Source organism: Arthrobacter sp. 10N410, from assembly GCF_056394945.1.
In genome coordinates this window covers 60,998-79,303 of record NZ_JBFTIP010000008.1, presented here as the reverse complement: position 1 = coordinate 79,303, position 18,306 = coordinate 60,998, and the positions used below count along the sequence as shown (strand labels likewise).

General features: G+C 64.1%; 17 protein-coding genes and 2 tRNA genes. 12 read left to right on the top strand and 7 right to left on the bottom strand.

Translation table 11 applies throughout. The annotated features are described in order from the left end of the window. Positions 1–40: 40 nt before the first annotated feature. From AC1DB8_RS15140 to rpmH, 7 genes are all read right to left on the bottom strand, one after another. Complete coding sequence (locus AC1DB8_RS15140) at positions 41–1,108, bottom strand: ParA family protein (protein ID WP_441419139.1); 1,068 nt, start codon at positions 1,106–1,108, stop codon at positions 41–43. 85 nt (positions 1,109–1,193) lie between these two features. Further along, positions 1,194–1,844 (bottom strand): 16S rRNA (guanine(527)-N(7))-methyltransferase RsmG, encoded by a 651-nt coding sequence (gene rsmG / locus AC1DB8_RS15135; RefSeq protein ID WP_476893473.1) that lies wholly within the window; start codon positions 1,842–1,844, stop codon positions 1,194–1,196. Positions 1,845–1,861: 17 nt separating this feature from the next. Next, positions 1,862–2,473, bottom strand: a complete 612-nt coding sequence (locus AC1DB8_RS15130; protein WP_441419137.1) for a Jag family protein — start codon at positions 2,471–2,473, stop codon at positions 1,862–1,864. After that, positions 2,473–3,447 carry a membrane protein insertase YidC gene (gene yidC, locus AC1DB8_RS15125; protein ID WP_441419136.1) on the bottom strand — a complete coding sequence of 325 codons (975 nt, stop codon included), beginning with the start codon at positions 3,445–3,447 and terminating at the stop codon, positions 2,473–2,475. Before yidC ends, AC1DB8_RS15130 begins: the two co-directional genes overlap by 1 nt. A 16-nt stretch (positions 3,448–3,463) precedes the next feature. Continuing rightward, positions 3,464–3,871, bottom strand: coding sequence for a membrane protein insertion efficiency factor YidD (yidD, locus tag AC1DB8_RS15120; protein ID WP_441419135.1), 408 nt, complete (start codon positions 3,869–3,871; stop codon positions 3,464–3,466). Further along, a complete protein-coding gene (gene rnpA, locus AC1DB8_RS15115) occupies positions 3,864–4,274 on the bottom strand; it encodes a ribonuclease P protein component (RefSeq protein ID WP_175323036.1) in 411 nt (136 codons plus the stop codon). Before rnpA ends, yidD begins: the two co-directional genes overlap by 8 nt. 41 nt (positions 4,275–4,315) lie before the next feature. After that, entirely contained in the window at positions 4,316–4,453 is a 138-nt protein-coding gene (gene rpmH, locus AC1DB8_RS15110) for a 50S ribosomal protein L34 (RefSeq protein WP_003800212.1), read from the bottom strand. Positions 4,454–4,919: 466 nt separating this feature from the next. Between rpmH and dnaA the strand changes: the two genes are divergently transcribed. The 12 genes from dnaA (at position 4,920) to AC1DB8_RS15050 (ending at position 18,274) form a co-directional block, all read left to right on the top strand. Continuing rightward, positions 4,920–6,341, top strand: a complete 1,422-nt coding sequence (dnaA, locus tag AC1DB8_RS15105) for a chromosomal replication initiator protein DnaA (protein ID WP_441419134.1) — start codon at positions 4,920–4,922, stop codon at positions 6,339–6,341. Between the two features lie 589 nt (positions 6,342–6,930). After that, entirely contained in the window at positions 6,931–8,055 is a 1,125-nt protein-coding gene (gene dnaN / locus AC1DB8_RS15100; RefSeq protein WP_175323034.1) for a DNA polymerase III subunit beta, read from the top strand. Positions 8,056–8,181: 126 nt separating this feature from the next. Beyond that, on the top strand, positions 8,182–9,066 hold the full coding sequence (gene gnd / locus AC1DB8_RS15095; RefSeq protein ID WP_441419133.1) for a phosphogluconate dehydrogenase (NAD(+)-dependent, decarboxylating): 885 nt from the start codon (positions 8,182–8,184) through the stop codon (positions 9,064–9,066). A gap of 22 nt (positions 9,067–9,088) precedes the next feature. Beyond that, the gene (recF, locus tag AC1DB8_RS15090; protein ID WP_476893472.1) at positions 9,089–10,291 is read left to right on the top strand and encodes a DNA replication/repair protein RecF; all 1,203 of its coding nucleotides are present in this window, start codon (positions 9,089–9,091) and stop codon (positions 10,289–10,291) included. After that, entirely contained in the window at positions 10,288–10,845 is a 558-nt protein-coding gene (locus AC1DB8_RS15085; protein ID WP_476893471.1) for a DciA family protein, read from the top strand. Before recF ends, AC1DB8_RS15085 begins: the two co-directional genes overlap by 4 nt. A gap of 421 nt (positions 10,846–11,266) precedes the next feature. Further along, a complete protein-coding gene (gene gyrB / locus AC1DB8_RS15080; protein WP_441419130.1) occupies positions 11,267–13,354 on the top strand; it encodes a DNA topoisomerase (ATP-hydrolyzing) subunit B in 2,088 nt (695 codons plus the stop codon). 58 nt (positions 13,355–13,412) lie between these two features. Continuing rightward, positions 13,413–16,121 carry a DNA gyrase subunit A gene (gene gyrA / locus AC1DB8_RS15075; protein WP_441419129.1) on the top strand — a complete coding sequence of 903 codons (2,709 nt, stop codon included), beginning with the start codon at positions 13,413–13,415 and terminating at the stop codon, positions 16,119–16,121. After that, positions 16,118–16,744: a DUF3566 domain-containing protein gene (locus AC1DB8_RS15070; RefSeq protein WP_441419128.1), complete on the top strand. Its 627-nt coding sequence runs from the start codon at positions 16,118–16,120 to the stop codon at positions 16,742–16,744. Before gyrA ends, AC1DB8_RS15070 begins: the two co-directional genes overlap by 4 nt. Before the next feature lie 98 nt (positions 16,745–16,842). After that, positions 16,843–16,916 (top strand) — tRNA-Ile (locus AC1DB8_RS15065). A gap of 32 nt (positions 16,917–16,948) precedes the next feature. Continuing rightward, entirely contained in the window at positions 16,949–17,092 is a 144-nt protein-coding gene (locus tag AC1DB8_RS15060) for a DLW-39 family protein (RefSeq protein WP_175322972.1), read from the top strand. A 71-nt stretch (positions 17,093–17,163) separates the two neighbouring features. After that, positions 17,164–17,239 (top strand) — tRNA-Ala (locus AC1DB8_RS15055). A gap of 120 nt (positions 17,240–17,359) precedes the next feature. Beyond that, positions 17,360–18,274 carry a DMT family transporter gene (locus tag AC1DB8_RS15050; protein ID WP_441419127.1) on the top strand — a complete coding sequence of 305 codons (915 nt, stop codon included), beginning with the start codon at positions 17,360–17,362 and terminating at the stop codon, positions 18,272–18,274. Positions 18,275–18,306: the final 32 nt, after the last annotated feature.

The window sequence follows — 18,306 nt, the reverse complement described above, 5'->3', positions numbered from 1 at the left end:
GGCTCAACCCGGCTCTGGCTAGTGCAATGTTGAGAAGATTCTAACGTTCAGCAATTTCCGCTGCGGCTTCCAAATAGGAAAGAGCGCCGCTGGAGGAAGGATCATAAGTCATCACGGTCTGCTGATAGCTCGGCGCCTCGGAAATTCGCACCGACCGAGGAACCACAGCTCCGAGCACCTGCTCCGGGAAGTGTTCACGGACTTCCGCTGCCACTTGGGCCGCGAGATTGGTACGCCCGTCGTACATCGTCAGCAGGATGGTGGAGACCACCAGATCGGCATTGAGGTGCTTCTGGATCATTTCAATGTTCTTGAGCAGCTGGCTCAGTCCCTCAAGGGCGTAGTACTCGCACTGGATCGGGATGAGGACCTCACCGGCCGCGCAGAAGGCGTTGACTGTCAGAAGTCCCAGGCTCGGCGGGCAATCAATAAAGATGTAATCGAGGCGTTCCTCGCCGTTCTTGGCGCGTTCCTTGGCGTAGACATCGATGGCCCGCCGGAGTCGCTGCTCACGGGCGACCAAGCTGACGAGCTCGATCTCAGCGCCGGCAAGGTGGATGGTGGCCGGCGCGCAAATTAGTTTGTCGATGTCCGGGCACGGTGCCACGACGTCCTGCAGCGGCACATCGTTGATGAGGACGTCATAGATGCTGTCGACGTCGGCGTGGTGTTCTATACCCAAGGCGGTAGAGGCGTTACCCTGCGGATCGATGTCGATCACCAGCACATTCAGGCCAGCGGCAGCCAAGGCAGCGGCGATGTTGACCGTGGTGGTTGTCTTACCCACCCCGCCCTTCTGATTGGACACGGTGAAGATGCGGGTCTTCTCCGGCTTCGGCAGTTCACGGCCCAGCAGTCGTTCCCGACGCTTGTTCTCATGCGCAAGCTCGCGGGCAATCGGGCTGGAATCGTCGATCGAGTCCAAGACGTTGCCGACGGAAGCGACGGAGGTTTCACGTGAAACGCCGGCGGCGACAGTGACGTCCGCAACCGATTTAGCTTGTTTGGACGAGATATTGTGAGCGACCGCGGGCGCGGAAAAGGCCCGTGCTGACCCCAGGGACACAAACGGGGGGATCCGTTGTGTGGAGGCTTCGCTACTGCTCACTTGACACTCTCGCTCTCATTCGGCTTTTGCTGCCGGTTACTAGCCTAACCTCTTCCTAAACAAGACCGAGGGCACCGGGCGGGTGCTACGCAATCTTTCGAGGCTTGTTCACAACGATTCGGACTACGGTCGTGGGTTCCTCGAGGAGGTCTTCGCCGACGACCACAACAGAGGTCTCCACCCCGCCGAGTTTCCGGATGACCTTGGCGGCCTTCTCGATCTCTTCGCCGGCGCTACGCCCCTTGATGGCGACGACCTCGCCCTTGCCTCCGAGCAGCGGAATGGTGAGCCCGGCGAGGTTGGAGAGGGCAGAAACAGCCCGGGCAGTGACGACGTCGGCGCTCACGTGGCCCACGGCCAGTTCCGCACGGGTCCGCATCACGGTGACGTTTTCGAGCCCCAGGTCATCGACGACTTCCTGCAGCCAGATCACCCGCCGCTCCAGCGGTTCGATCAGCGTTAGTTCCAGGTCCGGCCGCGCAATGGCCAGGCAAAGACCCGGGAGCCCGGCCCCGCTGCCGACGTCGGCAACGTGGCTTCCCTGGGCAATCTCGCGTTCAATAACGGCACAGTTAAGCACGTGCCTGCTCCACAACCTGGGCACTTCGCGGGGCCCGATCAGCCCGCGTTCGGTGCCGGACGTGGCCAGGTGCTCAACGTAGCGTTTTGCCAGTTCAAGCCGGTCGCCAAAAATAGACTCTGCGGCCTTCAGTTCGGCCGCGGTAATTTCCACCATCAAGCTACTCCGCGGATTCAGTCTGCGGAGACAACGATGTGCCGGTCGGCGCCTTCGCCTTCGGATTCGCTGACGAATCCGAGATCGGCAACGGCGTCGTGCACAATCTTGCGCTCGTACGCGCTCATCGGTGCCAGCGCGACGGATTTGCCAGTGTCCTTGACCGAAGCGATGGCGTCTTCGGCGATCTGCTGCAGGTCACCGGCGCGGTCGGCACGGTAGCCGTTGATGTCCAGCACGAGGCGGGAGCGGTTCTCCGTGGCGGAGAGCACCGCAAGGCGGGTGAGTTCCTGAAGGGCTTCGAGCACCTCGCCGTCGGCGCCAACGAGGCTCTCCAGTCCCGAGGAGTCTTCCTCGGCAACGATGGAGATGTAGGTGCGGCCGTTTCGGACCTCAATATCGATGTCGCCGTCGATGTCGGCGATGTCCAGGAGCTCCTCGAGGTAGTCCGCGGCGACGTCGCCCTCTTCCTCCAGGCGGCTTGCCGAGGTGCCCTTTCCGGAACCGGCAGCGGCGTCCTGGGACTCGTCCCCGGCTTCCTGGTTGCTGTCTACCTGCACGTCGTCCTGGAAAGTGTCCTGATCGGGGGCTTCGGCGGAAATAGCGTGTTCGGTGCTCTCGGCAGACATTACTTCCTCTTCCTGTTCTTGCGCTGGGGCTGGATGCGCTGGCTCTTCGCGGCGACGGCGGCCGCCGCGGCGGCCGCTTCAGCCTCGGCGTCGGCCTTCTTGGCACCCATCAGGGGCAGGGACGGCAGTCCCTTGGCGGCACGGCGCTCGGCCAGGGCCTTCGCGGCGGGGGAGCCCGGCGTCGGCATCCGGCGGATCACGAAGAACTGCTGGCCCATGGTCCAAAGGTTCGTGGTGGTCCAGTAGATCAGGACACCGATGGGGAAGTTGATGCCGCCGACGCCGAAGACGAGCGGCAGGACGTACAGCATCATCTTCTGCTGCTTCATGAACGGGCTCGCCATGGCCTCTTCGGACATGTTCTTCGCCATGATCTGCTTCTGGGTGATGAACTGCGAGGCTGTCATCGCCAGGATCATCACGATCGAGAGGATCCAGACCGCCATCTGGTTGCCGCCACCGCCGTGCAGCAGGGATGCCGAAAGCGGGGCACCGAAAATGCTGGATTCGTCGAATTGCACCACCTGGTCGTGGCTCAGCGCGCCGATGCCCTTGCCGGTGGTCTTGGCGTTACTGATGCCGGAGAGAACCTGGAAGAGCGCGAAGAAGAATGGCATCTGGATCAGCATCGGCAGGCAGGCCGAGAACGGGTTGGTGCCGTGCTTCTTGTACATGGCCATCTGTTCCTGTGCCATGGCCTGGCGGGAGAGCTGGTCGGTCTTGCCCTTGTACTTGTCCTGAAGCTTCTTCAGGTCGGGCTGGAGCAGCTGCATGCCGCGCTGGGCTTTGATCTGCTTGACGAACACGGGGATCAGGGCGGCGCGGATGACCAGCACCAGCCCGATGATGGACAGCGTCCAGGTCCAGCCGTTGGCGGCCGGGAGGCCGATGGCGCTCAGTCCATCGTGGAAGCCCACCATAATGATGGAAACCAGCCACTTGAACGGAAACATGATTGTTTCAAAGAAGTCCATACGATATCCCTATTCGTCAGGCCGCCGAGCGGCCTTCTCCATCAGACTGAGCAGCCAGGTACTTATCCGGGTTGTTCAGCACAACAATTCTGGGGGTGTGGCCATCCGGCCACTCCCGGTGCCCGGCGGGGACGTGGTCCACTCCACCGGAATTCCATGGGTGGCAGCGCGCCAGGCGCCGGGCCGCGAGCCAGCTTCCCTTGACGGCGCCATGCACCGTGACCGCTTCCAGCGCGTACGCCGAGCAGCTGGGGAAAAACCGGCAAACCTGCCCGTACAGCGGCGAGACCACCTTGCGGTAGGCCATCAGCAGCAGGATCAAGATGTTGCGGGGCAGGTTCCAGACCGCAAGGCCGAGCCAGGCTACGGCCGCTTTGACGCGGGATTCAGAAACAGGGACGACGGCGGCAGTCGAGTTACGCACGCGGGGTCCCTTCCTGTGTTGTCTCGTAAGAAACTGTAGAAGCGGCCTGTGGAAGGCGGCTGCCCAAGCGTTTCATGGTCGTCTCCAAAGCGGCGTCATAGTCGCTGCACAGATCATCCCAGCCGGCGGCCGCAGAGGCGGGCAGTGCCCGGACCACGATAGCGAACCCGCTGGGATATTTCTGCAGCGACAAGGCGCCGGCTTCTCTTAGTCTCCTCTTAACGAGGTTCCTGACAACAGCGTTCCCAACACTCTTGGAAACGATGAAACCGATCCGGCTTGGTTCATCGGCAGCGAGAGCTGCCGTATATAACACTAAGTTCCGGCGTCCATTGCGGACGCCGGAACGTACAGTTGTTGAAAAATCGGTAGGGGTCCTCAGACGGTTCCGGGTGGCTAGCACCGTTCAACTCGCATAGGGATGGTGACCGACGAGTCAGTTATTTAGGCCGACAGCTCGGTGCGGCCCTTGCCACGACGGGCTGCCAGGATGGCACGGCCGGCACGGGTACGCATACGAAGGCGGAAGCCGTGCTTCTTGGCTCGACGGCGGTTATTCGGCTGAAAAGTCCGCTTGCTCACGTTAGTTACTCCAGTGGATCAAAGGTGCGCCCACCCGATCAAAAAAGGGGAAGAACTGGCCGACGCTAAGTTTTGTATGTGCCGCTACCCTCGACTCGCAAGACGCAGGCGTCGGGGAGAGATTCAATGAGGCGAAAAGCGGACACAAAGGACTTCACAACGTTAGGGGAAAAGCGCCCCCAGAGTCAAACCGGGAGGTGTTCAGCCGCCTGTCCCCAGCTGTGGTTAACCCGGTCGCCAGCCTGTGGATGAAGTGGGTCACGCCCCCGCATTTGGAACCACACCAGTGTAATTATCCACAGGGCTGATCCCAGCTATCTTCTAGTCTTTTCATCCCCTAGAGTGTCCCAGTAGCCGATTATCCACGGACTGTGCACAACCCTGTGGATTAAGCCGGGGCCAGCAGTCTGGTTCAGGCCTCGTGGCTGCAGGTAACGCAGGCAAGCAAGGTTTGAGGAACTGATTGATGACGGTAGACGAAGCCAACCAAGCAAACACCGTCGGAAGTTCCTGGCGGCGGGTTGTCAGCCTTCTTGAGAACGACCACCGGGTCACTCCCCGGCAGCGTGGCTTCGTGATCCTCGCCCAGGCCCAGGGACTGATCGGCTCAACCTTGCTGGTGGCCGTACCCAACGAACTCACCCGCGAGGTACTCCAGACCCAGGTCAAGGAAGCCCTCGACGACGCCCTGCGGGATGTCTTTTCCGACGAAATCCGCTGCGCGATCGACGTCGACACCGATCTGGTGCCACTGCATGTCGAGCCCGAACCAACGGCCGAACTGTCCCTGGTCGCCGACCCCATGGTGGAACTGAAGCCGCAGCCAATGCTGCCGAGCACTTCCCACGAATTCGGTCGGCTCAATCCGAAGTACGTCTTCGACACCTTCGTGATCGGTTCCTCCAACCGCTTTGCCCACGCGGCCGCCGTCGCCGTCGCCGAAGCGCCTGCCAAGGCGTACAACCCGCTGTTCATCTACGGGGACTCAGGTCTGGGCAAAACCCACCTGCTGCACGCGATCGGCCACTACGCCCGCCGGCTCTACAGCGGCATCCGGGTCCGCTATGTGAACTCCGAGGAATTCACGAACGACTTCATCAACTCCATCCGCGACGATGAAGGCACCAGCTTCAAGACCACCTACCGCAACGTGGACGTTCTGCTGATCGATGACATCCAGTTCCTGGCCGGCAAGGACCGGACGCTGGAGGAGTTCTTCCACACTTTCAACGCCCTGCACAACAACAACAAGCAGGTCGTCATCACCTCCGACCAGCCGCCCAAGCTGCTCGCCGGCTTCGAAGACCGCATGAAGTCCCGCTTCGAGTGGGGCCTGCTGACCGACATCCAGCCGCCGGAACTGGAAACGCGCATCGCTATCCTGCGCAAGAAGGCGCTGAGCGAAGGCCTGTCCGCCCCGGACGACGCACTGGAGTACATCGCTTCGAAGATCTCCAGCAACATCCGCGAACTTGAGGGTGCGCTGATCCGGGTCACGGCGTTCGCGAGCCTGAACCGGCAGCCGGTGGATGTGGCCCTGGCCGAAATGGTGCTCAAGGACCTGATCACCGACGACGGCGCCCAGGAGATCACCTCTGCGCAGATCCTCACCCAGACGGCCGACTACTTCAAGCTCAGCATGGAAGAACTCTGCAGCAAGTCCCGCACGCGGACCCTGGTCACCGCGCGGCAGATCGCGATGTACCTGTGCCGGGAGCTCACCGACATGTCCCTGCCCAAGATTGGCCAGGAGCTCGGCGGCCGCGACCACACCACGGTCATCCACGCGGACCGGAAGATCCGCGAACTGATGGCGGAGCGCCGCGTGATCTACAACCAGGTTACTGAACTGACCAACCGGATCAAGCAGCAGCAGCGCAATTCCTGAGTATCGGCGCCGCGCACTCTTACCTTATTAACAGGGGCCTGTGGACAACCCTGTGGATACTTAAGGGGACAACCGCGGTTAATGGGCTTAAAACCCTTAAGGCGCCTGTGGATCGGCGCAACGCCCGAAAATGTTGTCCCCATCCACACCCTGTTTAAAACCTGCTCCACCCACAGTCCATGAACAGGGCTTAACCCCGGAAACGCACGGCCAGACCGAGTTATCCACAGTTTCCACAGCAGTTATTAACACTACTAATCCCAAGAAAATGAAATTCCCTCAAACAACAGTTTCCTTCCGACCCCCCACCTGCCAGCACAGGCCCTCCGGAAGCCCGGCCCGGAAGCCCGCTCCGGAACCACACTGGTGTAACCCGGGGATGGGAGAACTAGGATCTTGGGGCTAAGCTGTCTGCAGTGCGTCCGTCCCGGACACTCTCTTGTCATTCGCAACCCGGAAACGGACAGCGGCGGAGAAAGACCTGGAGTGCATGCACTTACCTTTTTGGCGGATCCGGCAGCGCGCCGGGGTCGCCATGGCCCTGTGAGTTTTAGCTTTTGTCAGCAGCAATGAAAGGCGGCACCCTTCCGTGAAGTTCAGAGTCGAACGGGACGTCCTGGCCGAAGCCGTGACCTGGACCGCCCGGTCGTTGTCTCCGCGGCCGCCTGTTCCCGTGCTTTCCGGTTTGCTCCTCAAGGCAGAAGCCGGCACTGTCAGCCTCTCCAGCTTTGACTACGAGACCTCGGCACGCCTGGAAATCCCCGCTGACATCACCACCGAGGGCACGATCCTGGTCTCCGGCCGCCTGCTCGCGGACATTTGCCGCAGCCTGCCCTCCGCCCCGGTCGAAATCGAAACCGACGGCAACAAAGTCACCCTGACCTGCCGCCGGAGCAGCTTCCACCTGGCCACGATGCCGGAGGCGGAATACCCGCCGCTGCCCGCGCTGCCCCCGATCAGTGGCACCGTGCCAGGCGATTCGTTCGCGCAGGCCGTTTCCCAGGTGATTATCGCGGCCAGCAAGGACGACACGCTGCCCATTCTCACCGGCGTCCGGATGGAGATCGAGGACGACCTCATCACGCTGCTCGCCACCGACCGCTACCGCCTCGCCATGCGCGAAGTGCCCTGGAAGCCCGCAACTCCGGGCATCTCCACCAGCGCCCTGGTGAAAGCCAAGACCCTCAACGAAGTGGCCAAGACACTCGGCGGCAGCGGCGATATCAACCTCGCCCTCGCCGATGACGACAGCCGGCTGATCGGTTTCGAGAGCGGCGGCCGCACCACGACGTCGCTCCTGGTCGATGGCGACTATCCGAAAATCCGGTCGCTGTTCCCGGATTCCACCCCGATCCACGCCACCGTGCAGACCCAGGAACTGGTCGAAGCCGTCCGCCGCGTCTCGCTTGTGGCCGAACGCAACACCCCGGTCCGGCTTGCCTTCACCCAGGGACAGCTGCACCTTGACGCCGGAACCGGTGAAGACGCGCAGGCCTCAGAAGAGCTCGAAGCCCAGCTGACCGGCGAAGACATCACCGTGGCCTTCAACCCCCACTACCTCATCGAGGGCCTGAGCGTCATCGAGACCAAGTTTGTGCGGTTCTCCTTCACCACGGCGCCAAAGCCGGCGATGATCACCGCCCAGCAGGACGCCGACGGCGAGGACCAGGACGACTACCGCTACCTGGTCATGCCGGTCCGTCTGCCCAACTAGCCCCCACCGCCACCCTCGCCTCGCAAGCTCGGCCAGGGAACCCTGGCGGCGTGGGCCCAGGCAGTTGTTGTCGTTCTGGGCCCCAAATCGACAACCGACACCCAATGCAGAAAGAGAACCCGCACTATGCACATTGGACTGATCGGCCTTGGAAAAATGGGTTTCAACATGCGCGAACGCCTGCGCAAGGGTGGAATCCAGGTCACCGGTTTCGACCGCAATCCGGATGTCACCGACGTGGCCACCGTTGACGAGCTGATTGCCGCACTGCCGGCGCCGCGTCTGATCTGGGTCATGGTTCCCGCCGGCGAGATCACCGACGCCGTCATCAGCGAACTCGGCAACAAGCTCGACGCCGGTGACCTGGTGATCGACGGAGGCAACTCCCGCTTCACCGAGGACCAGAAGCACGCGGCTGCGCTGGCCGAAAAGGGCGTCCGTTTTGCGGACTGCGGGGTGTCCGGCGGGGTCTGGGGCCTGCAGAACGGCTACGGACTGATGGCCGGCGGTGATCCTGCCGACATCGAACGGGCACTCCCGGTCTTTGACGCACTCCGCCCGGAAGGCGACCGCGCGGACAGCTTCGTGCACGTGGGCGGCGTCGGCGCCGGACACTACGCCAAGATGGTGCACAACGGCATCGAATACGGCCTGATGCAGGCCTATGCGGAAGGCTACGAACTCCTTGCGGCGAAGGACATCGTGACCGACCTGCCCGGCACCTTCCGGGCCTGGCAGAAGGGCACCGTTGTCCGCTCCTGGCTGCTGGACCTCATGGTCAAAGCCCTGGACGAGGATCCCGGACTGGAATCCATTGACGACTACGTCGAGGACTCGGGCGAGGGACGGTGGACGGTGGAGGAAGCCATTGCCAACGCGGTGCCAGCCCCGGCCATCACGGCGGCGCTGTTCGCACGCTTCTCCTCCCGCGAAGACAGCTCGCCTGCCATGAAGATGGTGTCCGCCCTGCGCCACCAGTTCGGCGGCCACGCGACCCGGCCGGCCAAGTAGTCCCTGGAATCCTGCAACCGGCGTGTACCTCGAACAACTTTCGCTGACAGACTTCCGCAGTTATGCCCAGGTTGACCTCAGCCTGGAACCCGGTGTCACGGTGCTTGTGGGCTCCAACGGCATCGGCAAGACCAACCTGATGGAAGCCATCGGCTACTTGGCCACGCTGAGCTCGCACCGGGTCAGCACCGATGCCCCGCTGCTGCGGTTCGGCACCGAGCGTGCAATGATCCGCGCCAAACTGGTCCGCGGCGAAGAGTCCACCGTGCTGGAGCTGGAAATCAACGGCGGCCGCGCCAACCGGGCACGCATCAACCGAAGCAACCCGGTCCGGGCCAGGGACATCCTGGGGATCTGCCAGACGGTTCTCTTTGCCCCGGAAGACCTCGCCCTAGTCAAGGGCGATCCGTCCAACCGGCGCCGTTTCCTGGATGAGCTCCTGGTCAGTCTCGTTCCCCGGCACGCCGCCACGCGCGGCGACTACGACCGGGTGCTGAAACAGCGCAACGCGCTGCTCAAATCCGGCCGTTCCGGCAAGTTCACCGCCGGCCACGAGGCAACGCTTGATGTCTGGGACCAGCACATGGCTCGGGCCGGAGCGGAACTCCTGCACGCCCGGCTTGAGCTGGTGGAACTGCTGCAGCCGCATCTTAAGAACGCCTACGCCCAGCTCACTGACGGGTCCAAGGAGGCCGGAGCGGTCTACCGCTCCACCTTGCAGGGGGTGCTCGACGACGACGGCGAAGCGTCAGCGGGCGGAGCCGCTGACGCCCCGGCCAGCCTCGAGGACCTCCGCCGGCTGAGTGTGGAGGAACTCACCGAACGCTACATCCAAGCGTTCGCGGCCTCGCGCCGCAAGGAACTGGAACGCGGAATCTCGCTCGTGGGCCCGCACCGCGACGAGCTGGAACTGGTCCTGGGGCAGGCACCCGCCAAGGGGTATGCCTCGCACGGGGAAACGTGGTCCATGTGCCTGTCCCTGCGCCTCGCCTCGTACTATGTGATGCTGGACGACGCACGCACCGGCGGCTCCGCGCCGATCCTGATCCTTGATGACGTTTTTGCCGAACTGGACGTCCAGCGGCGGCGTAAACTGGCGGCAATAGTATCCGGCGCGGAACAGGTCCTGGTGACCGCCGCCGTCGAGGAGGACATCCCGGCAGAATTGGCCGGACGGCGGGTGAAGGTCATTCCGGGAGGAATCGATGAGCCGGACAAGCGATGAATAAGGATACCGACGGAGGCCTGCAGCCGGGCCGCGACCCCGATGACATCGACGCCGCCCAGGCAGCTTTGAACCGGATGCGCGATGCCGCGGCAGCCCGGGGAGAAATCCGCCGGAAGGCGCCCCCAAGGCCGGGCAGCACCCAAAAGCCGGCCCGCAGTGCCGGCACCCGCGGATTCAGCCAGTTCCACGGCACCGGACGGGACCCGCTGGGGCTCGGCAAGGTGGTGGGACGGCTCGTCGCGGAACGGGGCTGGAGCTCACCTGTGGCTGTCGGTTCCGTAATGGCGCAATGGCCGGCCCTGGTGGGACCGGAAATTTCCGCACACTGCACACCGGAGAGCTTTACCGACACGACCCTCCACGTGCGCTGCGATTCCACGGCTTGGGCCACCCAGCTGCGCCTGCTCAGCTTGAGTCTGCTGGAAAAATTCCGCATGGAACTGGGTGAGGGCGTCGTGACCAGCATTCAGGTGCTCGGTCCCGCGGCGCCAAGCTGGCGCAAGGGTGCCCGGACGGTCAACGGCCGCGGCCCGCGCGACACTTACGGATAGCCCGCGGCGCGGTCCGCGGTCCAGTCAGCACCGCCGGGTATGAAGCACTTCTTCCAAGACTATTGAAAAATCCGCAAGCGCCGTGTAGGGCGCTCCAACGCCCCAGACGCGTATAGGAACCCAACCGGAGGACCCCGGGAGCCGTGCAGCCGGAGCCAACGGCCTCTCAGCGGCACTTTAGCTGCCGTTTGGGCCTCTGGAATGCGGGAATCCCTCCTATAACACGGTAGAATCGTGGTAGATAACTGGGCGCCGGTGAAACGTCGACTGAGTCCGTTTCCGACGCAATTTCTTTGCGCGGAATTGGCTGAGGCGATCCATGCAGCGGTGCCAACAGTGACGTGCCTGTTGGCGGTAACCGTTCCTCTTCGGAAGCGGCGACGGCCGGCCTTCAACGAACATAGAGGAGTCGAAAGCGCCTGTGGCTAACGACAATACAGATTTCCCGGCAGCGGACCCAGCGGCGGAAGGTGCTTCAGCGGCCACCCCTGCGGAGGCGGTGACCCCCCGCGAGTACGGCGCCAGCGACATCACGGTGCTTGAGGGCCTGGAGGCGGTCCGGAAACGCCCCGGCATGTACATCGGTTCCACCGGTCCGCGCGGCCTGCACCACCTGGTCTATGAAGTCGTGGACAACTCGGTCGATGAAGCGCTGGCCGGGTACTGCACGCACATCGAGATCGTCCTGCAGGCCGACGGCGGCGTCAAGGTCGTCGACAACGGCCGCGGCATCCCCGTGGACATGCACCCCACCGAGCACAAGCCCACGGTGGAGGTTGTCATGACCATCCTGCACGCCGGCGGAAAGTTCGGCGGCGGCGGATACGCGGTCTCCGGCGGCCTGCACGGCGTCGGCATTTCGGTGGTGAACGCGCTCTCCAGCCGCGTTGACACTGAGGTGCGCCGGCAGGGCCACGTCTGGCGGATGTCCTTCGCCGACGGCGGCAAGCCCCAGGGCAGCCTGGTCAAGGGCGAGGAAACCCAGGAAACCGGAACCACCCAGACGTTCTACCCGGACGGCACCATCTTCGAATCCACCGAGTTCGATTTTGAAACCCTGCGGGCCCGCTTCCAACAGATGGCGTTCCTGAACAAGGGACTGCGCATCACGTTGACCGACGAGCGCCGCGCGGCCGCGGAGCCGTCCGACGATGACGACCTGGATCTCGACGTCGTCGAGACCGAAGGTGAAGTCCCCGCGGAGTTCCACACCGTGGTGTACCAGTACGACGACGGCTTGCTGGACTACGTGAAGCACCTGAACTCCGGCAAAAAGGTCGACGTCGTCCACGAGGACGTCATCGCCTTCGAAACCGAGGACACGGAACGGCACATCGCCCTGGAAATGGCGATGCAGTGGACCAACGCCTATTCCGAGAGCGTCCACACCTACGCCAACACCATCAACACCCACGAGGGCGGAACCCACGAAGAGGGTTTCCGCGCCGCGATGACCTCGCTCATCAACCGCTACGCGCGGGAGAAGAGCATCATCAAGGAAAAGGACGACAACCTCACCGGCGACGACATCCGCGAAGGCCTGACCGCAGTCATCTCGGTCAAGCTCGCCGAACCGCAGTTCGAGGGTCAGACCAAGACCAAGCTCGGCAACTCCGAGGTCAAGGGCTTCGTGCAGCGCGTCGTCACCGACGGTCTCGGCGACTGGCTGGAACGCAACCCCGGCCCGGCCCGCGACGTGATCCGCAAGGCCATCTCCGCGGCCCAGGCCCGGATGGCCGCCCGCAAGGCGCGCGACAACGCGCGCCGCAAGAGCCCGCTGGAATCGTTCGGCATGCCCGGCAAGCTGTCCGACTGCTCCTCCAAGGACCCGCAGAAGTGCGAGGTCTACCTCGTGGAGGGTGACTCGGCCGGCGGGTCGGCCAAGCGCGGGCGCAACCCCGAGACCCAGGCCATCCTGCCGCTGCGCGGCAAGATCCTGAACGTCGAGCGTGCCCGGCTCGACAAAGCCCTCGGCAATGCCGAAGTCCAGTCCATGATCACCGCGTTCGGCACCGGCATCGGCGAGGACTTCGACCTGGCCAAGCTCCGGTACCACAAGATCGTCCTGATGGCCGATGCCGACGTCGACGGCCAGCACATCACCACGCTGCTGATGACGCTGCTGTTCCGCTACATGCGCCCGCTGATCGAGAACGGCTACGTCTATCTGGCCCAGCCGCCGCTGTACCGGATCAAGTGGTCCAACGCCCCGCACGACTACGTCTACAGCGACCGGGAACGCGACGCGAAGCTGGTCTCCGGCCAAGCCGCCGGCCGCCGTATCCCCAAGGACAACGGCATCCAGCGCTACAAGGGCCTCGGCGAGATGGACTACACGGAACTCTGGGACACCACCATGGACCCGGACCACCGCACCCTCCTGCAGGTCACCATGGACGACGCCCTGGCGGCGGACCAGACCTTCTCCGTCCTGATGGGCGAGGACGTCGAATCCCGCCGAAACTTCATTCAGCAGAACGCCAAGGACGTTCGGTTCCTCGATATCTAGCGGCCAAGGCCCTAAATATTCCAGAACCGATATATACCTGAAACGGAAAATATAGACTATGAGTGACGAAACACCCGAGGTTCCAGCCGCATCCGGCGCGGAACCCGTGCTCGAAGGCACCGTTCTTGACACCGATGTGCTGACCGACCGCGTCGAACAGGTTGACCTGCAGACCGAAATGCAGCGCTCCTACCTCGACTACGCCATGGCCGTCATCGTCGGACGAGCGCTGCCGGACGTCCGCGACGGACTCAAGCCCGTCCACCGCCGCGTGCTGTACGCGATGTTCGACGGCGGCTACCGCCCCGACCGGTCCTTCAACAAGTGTGCCCGCGTGGTCGGCGAGGTCATGGGCCAGTACCACCCGCACGGCGACACCGCGATCTACGACGCCCTGGTCCGCCTGATCCAGGACTGGACCATGCGCTACCCGCTGGCACTCGGCCAGGGCAACTTCGGTTCGCCCGGCAACGACGGCGCCGCGGCTCCCCGGTACACCGAAACCAAGATGGCACCGCTGGCCATGGAAATGGTCCGGGACATTGATGAGGAAACCGTTGATTTCCAGGACAACTACGACGGCAAGAACCAGGAACCGACCATTCTGCCGGCGCGTTTCCCGAACCTGCTGGTTAACGGTTCGTCCGGCATCGCCGTCGGCATGGCCACCAACATTCCGCCGCACAACCTCCGTGAGGTTGCCGACGGCGTCCAGTGGTACCTGGCCAACCCGACCGCCAGCCGCGAAGAGCTGCTCGAAGAACTGATCCAGCGGATCAAGGGTCCCGACTTCCCGACCGGCGCCACGATCCTGGGCCACAAGGGCATCGAGGACGCTTACCGGACCGGCCGCGGCTCCATCACCATGCGCGCCGTCGTCAACGTCGAGGAACTCCAGGGCCGCACCTGCCTCGTGGTCACCGAGCTGCCGTACCAAGCCAACCCGGACAACCTGGCGATCAAGATTGCCGAACTCGTCAAGGACGGCAAGATTTCCGGCATCGCCGACCTCCGCGACGAGACCTCGGGCCGCACCGGCCAGCGCCTCGTCATTGTGCTCAAGCGCGACGCCGTCGCCAAGGTGGTGCTGAACAACCTCTACAAGCACACCCAGCTGCAGGACAACTTCGCGGCGAACATGCTTGCAATCGTCGACGGGGTTCCGCGCACGCTCAGCCTCGACGCGTTTATCCGGCACTGGGTCACGCACCAGATGGACGTCATCGCCCGGCGCACCCGGTACCGCCTGCGCAAGGCGGAGGAGGAAGCGCACATCCTGCGCGCCCTCCTCAAAGCGCTGGACGCGCTGGACGAGGTCATCGCCCTGATCCGTGCCTCCACCACCACCGAAGCGGCCCGCGACGGCCTGATGGAACTGCTGGACATCGACGAACTGCAGGCCCGGGCCATCCTGGATATGCAGCTGCGCCGGCTTGCCGCCCTGGAGCGGCAGAAGATCCAGGACCGCCACTCGGAACTCGAAGCCCTGATCGCCGAATACAACTCGATCCTTGCCTCCGAGGAGCGCCAGCGCGAGATCATCAGCACCGAGCTGGCCGAAATTGTGGCCAAGCACGGCGACGACCGCAAGACCAAGGTCCTGATGGGCTACGACGGCGACATGTCGATCGAGGATCTGATCCCCGAAGAGGAAATGGTCGTCACGATCACCCGGGGCGGCTACGTCAAGCGCACCCGCAGCGACAACTACCGGTCGCAGCAGCGCGGCGGCAAGGGCATCAAGGGCGCCCAGCTGCGCGGCGACGACGTCGTGGAGCACTTCTTCGTCACCACCACGCACCACTGGCTGCTGTTCTTCACGAACCTGGGCCGCGTGTACCGTGCCAAGGCGTACGAACTGGTGGAAGCGGCCCGCGACGCCAAGGGCCAGCACGTGGCGAACCTGTTGGCCTTCCAGCCGGACGAGCACATCGCCCAGGTGCTGGACCTGCGCGACTACCAGCACGCCCCGTACCTGGTGCTCGCCACCAAGCGCGGCCTGGTCAAGAAGACGCGGCTGGAGGACTACGACACCAACCGCTCCGCCGGCGTGATCGCCATCAACCTGCGCGACGGCGATGAGCTGGTCTCGGCACAGCTGGTGTCCGAAACGGATGACCTGATGCTGGTCTCCCGCAAGGGCCAGTCGATCCGCTTCACGGCCACGGATGAGGCACTGCGCCCGATGGGCCGGGCAACGTCCGGCGTCACCGGAATGAAGTTCCGCGAGGACGACGAACTGCTGGCGGCCGACGTCGTACAGGACGGATCGTTCGTCTTCATCGTCACCGAAGGCGGCTTCGCCAAGCGGACCGCGGTGGAGGAATACCGTCTCCAGGGCCGCGGTGGACTCGGCATCAAGGTCGGCAAGTACCAGGAAGAACGCGGACACCTCGTCGGTGCCCTGATCGTCAACGAGGAAGACGAAGTCCTGGTGGTCATGGAAGGAGGCAAGGTGGTCCGCTCCTCCGTGACCGGGGTCCCCGCAAAGGGCCGCGACACCATGGGCGTGATCTTTGCCAAACCGGACAAGAACGACCGCATCATCGCGGTGGCCCGCAACAGCGAACGCGGCCTCGAGACCGACGAAACAGCCCTCGAAAGCGGCGATGAAAGTCGGGCTACGGAGCAGGATGACGTAACGTTGGCTGGAGAGACCGGATCACACGAGGGGTCCGCAGAGACAGAATCAGTACCGGCCCCGGAGTCAGATGAGTCATCAGGCCATGCCGAGCTGGACGAAGACAATACCGGAGGTAACGCGTGAGCAATTCCGACTCATATCCCAAGTCGAGCAGCGGCCCCGGCGGGATGCGGCAGCCGGCTGCCGCCCCGCGGGTGAACGCCCCGTCGCGTCCGCAGCAGCGACCGGCCGGCGCCGTCCCCGGCCAGCGTCCCGCTGTCCCAGGACAGCGGCCGGCCGCTCCGGGCCAGCGTCCCGCAGCAGCCGGACAGCGACCGGAAGCCTCCGGCCAGCGCCCTGCCCAGGGAACTCCGGGACTGGTTAAGCCGGCGCCGAAGGCGAAAGTCCGCCGCGCGCGCCTGCTGATCAGCAAGGTCGACCCCTGGTCCGTGCTCAAGATGGCTTTCCTGCTCTCGGTGGCGCTCGGCATCGTGACCGTCGTCGCCGCGATCGTGCTCTGGACCGTCCTGGACCTGACCGGCATTTTCGACCAGGTGGACGGGCTCCTCGGAACCCTGGCCGGCTCCGAAAGCGGCGGCTTCGAACTGAAGAAGGTCGCCTCCCTCGGCCAGGTTGCCTCCTTCGCGGTGATCATCGCGGTGATCAACGTGGTGCTGCTGACGGCCCTGTCGATGCTTTCGGCGGTGCTGTACAACATCGCTGCCACCCTCGTGGGCGGCATCGGCGTCACCCTTACGGACGACTAGAACCCGTAGTTTTCCCGGATATTCTCCGGGGAAATGCCTCGATTTGAGATCGGGCCGGGATGTGCTGTAAAGTCATATCTCGGCCCGATGAGGCATCGGGGCGTATAGCTCAGGCGGTTAGAGCGCTTCGCTGATAACGAAGAGGTCCCAGGTTCAAGTCCTGGTACGCCCACGGAACCTGTACTGGTTCCTGTAAAGGTCCACGTGAAACTGGACCGGAACGGGGTGCATGTGAAGAAGTTGCTGGTTGTTGCAGCCACGATCGCAGGCGTCCTGCTCTACAGGAAGGTGCAGGAATCCGAAGCCCGGAAGGCAGTCTGGAGCGAGTCGACCGACACGGTTGATTAGCCCGGAACCCCGGCAGGAAAGCTGGCAACGGCTCTCCGGCAGCGGGGTATGATTGACGGGTTGCTTCTTATGGGGGCATGGCGCAATTGGTAGCGCACCTGCTTTGCAAGCAGGGGGTTCGGGGTTCGAGTCCCCGTGCCTCCACCATAGGAAAGGTCCCGGCCAGCGGAAACGCTGGCCGGGACCTTTTGCGTTAAGCCCTCGAGGCTTCCCGTAACGGGCCGGCGCGGAACCTGGACGCCCCCGCCGGCACACTACTGTTGGAGCGTGAACTTCTTCCTCGCCGCCCTCGGCGTGCTGGGTGTCGCCTCCTCCGGCCCGTTGATCGCCGCCACCCTGGGCGCCACGTCCGTCAGCGCCCTCGCAATCGCTTTCTGGCGCAACGCCATCGGAGCGGCCGTGATGGCCGGGCCCGTGCTGGTTCGCCAGCCCCGCCAGTTCGGCCGGGTCACGGGCAGCGAGTTCCGCTGGTCGCTGGCGGCCGCGGTGGCACTGGCACTGCACTTCGCCTGCTTCATCACGTCCCTGCAGCTCACGTCGGTGGCGGCAGCGACCGCCCTGGTCTGCCTGCAGTCGGGCTGGATCGCCGTGTTCCAGCTCTTCCGCGGGGTCCGGCACCGCTGGCAGGTCCTCGCCGGCCTCGGCCTCGCTTTCGGCGGTGTTGTGGCCATCACCGGCTTTGACATGGGCAGCTCGCCGCAAGCCCTGGTTGGGGATCTTCTCGCCGTTGCCGGGGGCGTGCTGGCGGGCATCTACACGCTGGCCGGCGGCAAGGCCCGCCAGACCATGGGCACCGGCGTCTACACGACACTCTGCTACGGCATGTGTGCCGCCGTCGTGGCGGTGCTGGCCCTGGCCACCGGGCAGCCGCTCGCGGGCTTCGACGCGACCGGCTGGCTGGGCATCCTGGCCATCACCGTCTGCGCGCAGCTGGTGGGCCACACGGCGTTCAACCACCTGCTCGCCACGATGAGCCCGTTGCTGGTTTCAATGATCATCCTGCTGGAGATCCCGGGGGCGGCGCTGCTGGCGGCGGCCTTCCTGGGCGAGACGCTGCCGGCCGGAACCTATGCCGGCCTGGGCATGATCCTGGTGGGACTCGCCGTCGTCGTGATGGGCCAGCGACGCTCCCGCGCGGTGCGGCGTGCTGCCGCCCGGCTGGCGGAGCTGGGGACGGACTGACGACGGCGGCGGCCGCGGGTGCGCCGGCGAGC

Coding starts and splice junctions, on each gene's coding strand:
- rsmG (WP_476893473.1), bottom strand. CDS start 1,844: ATGGTGGAAATTACCGCGGCCGAACTGAAGGCCGCAGAGTCTATTTTT.
- AC1DB8_RS15130 (WP_441419137.1), bottom strand. CDS start 2,473: ATGTCTGCCGAGAGCACCGAACACGCTATTTCCGCCGAAGCCCCCGAT.
- yidC (WP_441419136.1), bottom strand. CDS start 3,447: ATGGACTTCTTTGAAACAATCATGTTTCCGTTCAAGTGGCTGGTTTCC.
- dnaA (WP_441419134.1), top strand. CDS start 4,920: ATGACGGTAGACGAAGCCAACCAAGCAAACACCGTCGGAAGTTCCTGG.
- gnd (WP_441419133.1), top strand. CDS start 8,182: ATGCACATTGGACTGATCGGCCTTGGAAAAATGGGTTTCAACATGCGC.
- AC1DB8_RS15085 (WP_476893471.1), top strand. CDS start 10,288: ATGAATAAGGATACCGACGGAGGCCTGCAGCCGGGCCGCGACCCCGAT.
- gyrA (WP_441419129.1), top strand. CDS start 13,413: ATGAGTGACGAAACACCCGAGGTTCCAGCCGCATCCGGCGCGGAACCC.